The following is a 5,482-nucleotide window of genomic DNA, read 5'->3' as shown; positions in this document are numbered from 1 at the left end:
ATCAGTTCGCCGATGACCATCTGACAGGGGAAACAGATGTCGTTGTGGGTATACTTCTTCCCTACCCGGATCTGCTCCGGACCGCCCACCGGCAGAGCCTGCGCCCGGATGCCCTCCCGGTCCAGCAGGGCCGCCAGAAGCGTGGAGACCGGGGCTGAGATATTGGGCACCAGCACAGTGCGCAGTTTTTTATCCTCTTTCCGGTACTTGGCGGGATAGGGCTCCGGCAGGCGACCCGGCTGAGTCATCCGCTCCGCCTGAGCGGCCCGGCGCAGCTCTACCGTCTCAATGAAGGACTGCACGCGGATGCCCAGGGACCCGGCGGCTTCGCTCTCGTCCACTTTCAAAATCAAGGGCGGCTTACCGCTGCCCTCCCCCAACAGGCGGATGATCTCATCGGACAAGATGGCATCGTGGCCACAGCCGAAACTGACGATCTGCACATACTCCAGTGAGGGATGCTCCGCCGTCACCATGGCGCCGGAGAGCATCCGGGCATGGAAATCATTGGTGATCTCCACCCGGGACTGGTGCAGGTCCGCCCGGTCCAGTCCCGGCAGACTGTCCACCGTCAACACCGGGATGCCCCGGCGGGTGAACATCCGGGCAAGATCGTGGTTGATGAGGGGATCGGTGTGGTAGGGCCGCCCGGCCAGCACCACGGCAAAGGTACCCGCCTGCTCCGTCTGGGCGATGATCTTCTCCCCCTCTTCCACCAGCTGGCGGCGGAAGGTCTCAATGGCAGCCGCCGCCTGGCGGTAGGCCTGCTGGGCCTGCCCCTTGGTGGCACCGCAGTGATCCACGGCGTACTGGCAGATCTGCCGCTGCCGGTCTTTCTCCGTAAACCAGTGGAACACCGGCGTCTCAAAGCGCACGGGGAAATGCTGCTCCGGCGACTGGAAATTGCGCACCACCATGGAGTAGCCCATGATGACCGGGCAGACATAGGGGCTCTTTTCCCGCTGGTTCTCCGTGGGCATATGGAGGATGTAGGGCAGGAAGATTCGGTTTACCCCCTGCTGGGACAGGTCCAGCACATGACCGTGGACCAGCTTGGCCGGAAAGCAGATGGTATCCGATGCCACATACTGAAGGCCGCTCTCATACTGTTTGCGGCTGCTGGGGCGGGAATAGCGCACCTCGTAGCCCAGGGCCCGGAAGAAAGTGCTCCAGAAGGGCATGCTGTCCCAGAACTCCAGCACTCGGGGCAGGCCGATGGTCTCCCCCTGGCTCTCCCGCACCGGGGAGACCGGATAGGTCTTGAAGAGCATCTCACGGCGCAGGCGCATGAGGTCCGGCACCTGGGCGGTCTTCTCCGCCGCCAAGCTCTGGCCCTCCGTCACCACGGCGCCCCGATCACACCGGTTGCCGGTCACAAAACAGCCCCCATCCGGGAAGCGAAGAATCGTGCGGCTGCAGTGGTTGGCGCAGTGCGGGCAGACCACGCCGCTCTCCCGGGTGTATGTAAACTGCCCCACCGCGTCGAAGCCGATGAAAGCCGAACAGCGGCCGTTGGCGTAGCCGTGGGCCTCCACCTCCTGTTTGACCGCAAGAGCCGCGCCCAGAGCGCCCATTTCGCCGGGGTATGGGGCCAGGGTCACCTCCCGGCCCAGATATTCCTCCAGAGCCCGGAGGACCGCGAAGTTCCGGAAGGTTCCGCCCTGGACCACCACCCGATCTCCCAGTTCAGAGACATTGGCGATCCGAACCACCTTGGTAAAGACGTTTTCGATAATGGACCGGCAAAGGCCCGCCATCAGGTCATCAGGCTGCTTGCCGTTGCGCTGTTCATTGATGATGGTGCTGTTCATGAACACGGTGCACCGGCTGCCCAGCTCCGCGGGACCCCGGGAACGGAAGGCGGCCTTGGCCACCTGGTCCACCGGCATTCCCAGCGTGGAGGCAAAATTTTCCAGGAAAGACCCGCAGCCGGAGGAACAGGCCTCGTTGAGCATGATGTTGGTGACCACACCATCCTTGAGCCAGATGGCCTTCATGTCCTGGCCGCCGATGTCCAGCAGGAAGGTGGCATCCGGGAAAAAGCGGCGGCAGCCCCGGGCGTGGGCCACGGTCTCCACTGTGTGGTAATCCGCGTGGAACGCCGCGGAAAGCATCTGCTCCCCGTAACCGGTGGTACCCAGGCCCAGCACCTCCAGCCGGATCCCCTTTTTCCGGTATTTCTCTGCCAGAGCCATGAGTCCCTGCCGCACCACCCGCAGGGGTTCTCCCTGGTTATTGGCGTAGAAGGTGTCCGTCACCTGCTCATCCTCATCCATAAAGACGAACTTGGAGGTGGTGGACCCGGAGTCAATGCCAAGATACCCCCGCAGCACGTTCCGGTCTGTGACGTCTACCGGCTCCCGCAGTTCCGCCAAATGGCGGCGGAGAAAGGCGTCCCGCTCCGCATCGCTGGCAAAGTAGGGCTTTCCCGTTCCGGCGGCATCCTGCGGCTGGGCCGGAGCATGATCCAATCGCTCCAGCGCCTGAGCCAGGGTTATGGCGTCCTGCTGACCGGGGAAAAGCTCATCCACGGCGATGGCGGTTCCCCGGGCCACAATGGTCTCCGGATGCTCCGGGCGGACAATGTCCTGTTCCGTAAGATGCAGCCGCTCCGCGAACACCCGCACCAGCGTGGGGTTGAAGGTCAGAGGACCGCCCTCAAAGATGATGGGCGCCGTCAGCTCCAGTCCCTGAGAGAGACCACCGATGGTCTGCTTGGCGATGGCATGGAAGGTGGAAAGGGCGATATCCGTCCGCTCTGCTCCCTGGATCAGCAGCGGCTGGATGTCCGTCTTGGCAAACACACCGCACCGGCCGGAGATGCTGTAAACCGTCTTTCCCCGGGCGGCCAGTTGCTCAAATTCGTCCGCCGGAACGTTCAGCAGCGCCGCGATCTCATCAATAAATGCTCCGGTACCGCCGGCGCAGCTGCCGTTCATCCGCATGTCGGAGGTTTGGAGCCGGCCGGCGTCCTCGTCATAGTGGAAAAAGATCACCTTGGCATCCTGGCCCCCCAGCTCCACGGCGGTGCGGACATTGGGGTACAGCGCCCGAACCGCCGCCGCGTTGGCCACGACCTCCTGGACATAGTGCGCTCCCAGAGCGGCAGCGATGGGCCGTCCACCGGAACCGCAGACGCCGACCCGGAACCGGGTATCGGGAAACCGCCCGGCCGCTTCTGTGAGAAGCTGCCGGACGGTAGCCGCCTGGTGGGCATTATGCCGCTGATAGCGGGTAAACAAAACACCGTTGGTATTCGGGTCCAGGACCACGGTTTTCACAGTCGTGGACCCCACATCCACGCCGAGGCGCAGGACATTGGAATCTGCTTGTGCCATATTTGCTCCTTTCAGGAAGCTCTCCGGCAAAATCAACCGCAGCGTCCTGAAAACGCTGCGGCAAAGATTGCGGGATCCTTCCCAACAACTGTTGATTCAGGGTTATGATAGCACATTTTTATAGGAAATGCTGTACAATTTTTGCCAAGAATCCCCCGTTTTGCCGTTCTTCCCCGCCAAAATATTTCCGGGTTCAGCCGTCTATTTTTCGTCAAAATGCTGCATATTCATTGGTCGGTGTCCCTTTTTTCTCTGACCACGGCCATATATTTCTTCTTTCCATCTGCTCCATTCCACTGGAAAGAAGGTTCAGAAAAGCGGGGCGCGGGTGAAAATCACCCGCGCCCCGGACCTCTTGGATTTGACTGTCACACCTCCAGGGCACCAAGGGCAATGCACTGACCGCTTCTGCGGTCAAAGAGCATCACATGATCGCCGGAGATGTCCACATGGATCTTGGATCCGATGGCAAAGAGTGTACTGCCAAAGACCACGCCGGTGAGGAGGAAATCATCCACCCGCACCTTGATGGTGGACTCCATGCCGGTGGGCATGGCGCCGTAGATCTCGCCGTCCAAATGGCCGGACTCCACAATGTCGATGGCTTCCGGGCGGATCCCCAGCACAAAATCCTCGTTGGTCAGGACCGGCTCCTCCTGGAGGGAATAATCATCCTCCACCACCTTGGCGATGTGGTACCGGAAGATCTCGTCCTTGTTGCTCTTTTCCACGTAGGACTTCTCTGCGGATTTGGCTTTCAGTGCGGCGGCCTTTTCCGCGGCGGCGCTGTCCCGCTTTTGGAACCATTCACTCAGATTCAGCGGAGCAGCGGGACGGAACGTGACCTTTCGGTTCTGGAAAACGGCCAGCTCCAAAGCGCCGTCCTCCCGCTGTTTTCCCTTGGCCTCCACAAAGTTGATGGAGGGATTGCCCACGAAGTCCGCCACAAACAGGTTGTTGGGACGGTTGTAAACCGTCAGCGGCGCATCGTACTGCTGGAGGACACCATTTTCGATCAGGCAGATCTGGGTGGCCAGCGTCATGGCCTCCATCTGGTCATGGGTCACATAGACGAAGGTAGACCCGGTCTCTACATGGAGCCGCTGCAGCTCGTAGCGCATTTCCAGACGCAGCTTGGCGTCCAGGTTGCTGAGGGGCTCATCCATAAACAGCACAGAGGGCTCGGGAGCCAGCGTCCGGGCGATGGGCGTAGAGTGTCCGGCCGCCCCAGGTGAGGACGGCATACTCCGCCAGAATGGGGAAGTCCAGCACCATCTGATCCACCTCTCCGTCACAGTTTCCCCGGACGCACAGCAAATGCTCCCGGCAGCCGTTGAGCAGCTCGATGACCTGCTTGGGGGCATAGCCCTCCGGCAGGTCGTTCCGGGGACCGTGGTACAAAAGATCTCCCAGCAGCAAAAGCCGCTCCCCGCCCTCCTGCTGGAAGCGCTGCAGCAGCAGCTGGCAGTACCGGGCGGAGCCGTGGAGGTCGGAGGCGATCATCAGCTTTTCCATCTTGTGTTCTCCTTTCCCGCCGCTTTTTGTCAGCGGCGGTCACAGCGTTTGTACCAGTAAACCACAGCGGCCGCCGGAATGCAACCGGCGGCCGCTGTTTTGCTGCTGTGGGATTTCTCGGAATCACTTTTGTAAACGTGCCCTTCGCATCTTCCGGGCAAAGGATCAGGCCTGCTCCTGCTCCAGCGGGGCAGGCGTCTCCCGGCCCGGCCGAACATAGAGCAGAGTTGCCAAGGCCACCGTCACCGGTACGCTCAGCACCACGCCGAAGCTGCCGGCAAGGCCCTGCATGACGGCGATGCCGATGTTGTTTGAGTTGATGATCTGGAGCCAGGGCAGGTCGTAGGCGTAGTCCAGCACCAGCATGGACACGCTTCCGCCGGCAAAGGCCAGGATCAGCGTGTTGGAGTCGGTGCCCATCATGTCCCGGCCCACCCGCATGCCGGCCTGGAACAGTGCCCGCCGGGAGATGTCCGGCGTCTGGGCCTGGACCTCCGCCATGGAGCTGGCGATGGACATGGCCACGTCCATGGTGGCCCCCAGGGAGGAGATCAAAAGCCCGGAGAACAGCAGTCCGCCCACCTGGATGTCTGCAGTGCTCCAGAGGGTCATGAGGCTCTCGATGTCGC

General features: G+C 61.7%; 3 protein-coding genes and 1 pseudogene. All 4 read right to left on the bottom strand.

The window, feature by feature from the left end; translation table 11 throughout:
• A partial coding sequence (locus QZL67_RS10405; protein ID WP_292920297.1) for an acyl-CoA dehydratase activase occupies nt 1-3,338 on the bottom strand: 3,338 nt, incomplete at its 3' end.
• Between the two features lie 368 nt (nt 3,339-3,706).
• Complete coding sequence (locus tag QZL67_RS10400) at nt 3,707-4,582, bottom strand: ABC transporter ATP-binding protein (protein ID WP_373887785.1); 876 nt, start codon at nt 4,580-4,582, stop codon at nt 3,707-3,709.
• A pseudogene (gene yfcE / locus QZL67_RS10395) lies at nt 4,545-4,853 on the bottom strand (phosphodiesterase); the annotation flags it as partial. The gene QZL67_RS10400 and the pseudogene yfcE, both read right to left, overlap by 38 nt.
• Before the next feature lie 165 nt (nt 4,854-5,018).
• Nucleotides 5,019-5,482: YibE/F family protein (locus QZL67_RS10390; RefSeq protein WP_292920295.1), on the bottom strand; the 464-nt coding region annotated here is incomplete at its 5' end.

Source organism: Oscillibacter sp. CAG:155 (assembly GCA_000436875.1).
Taxonomy (GTDB): Bacteria; Bacillota; Clostridia; order Oscillospirales; family Oscillospiraceae; genus Oscillibacter.
The sequence above is the reverse complement of the archived record's forward strand: the minus strand, read 5'-3'. Positions and strand labels throughout refer to the sequence as shown.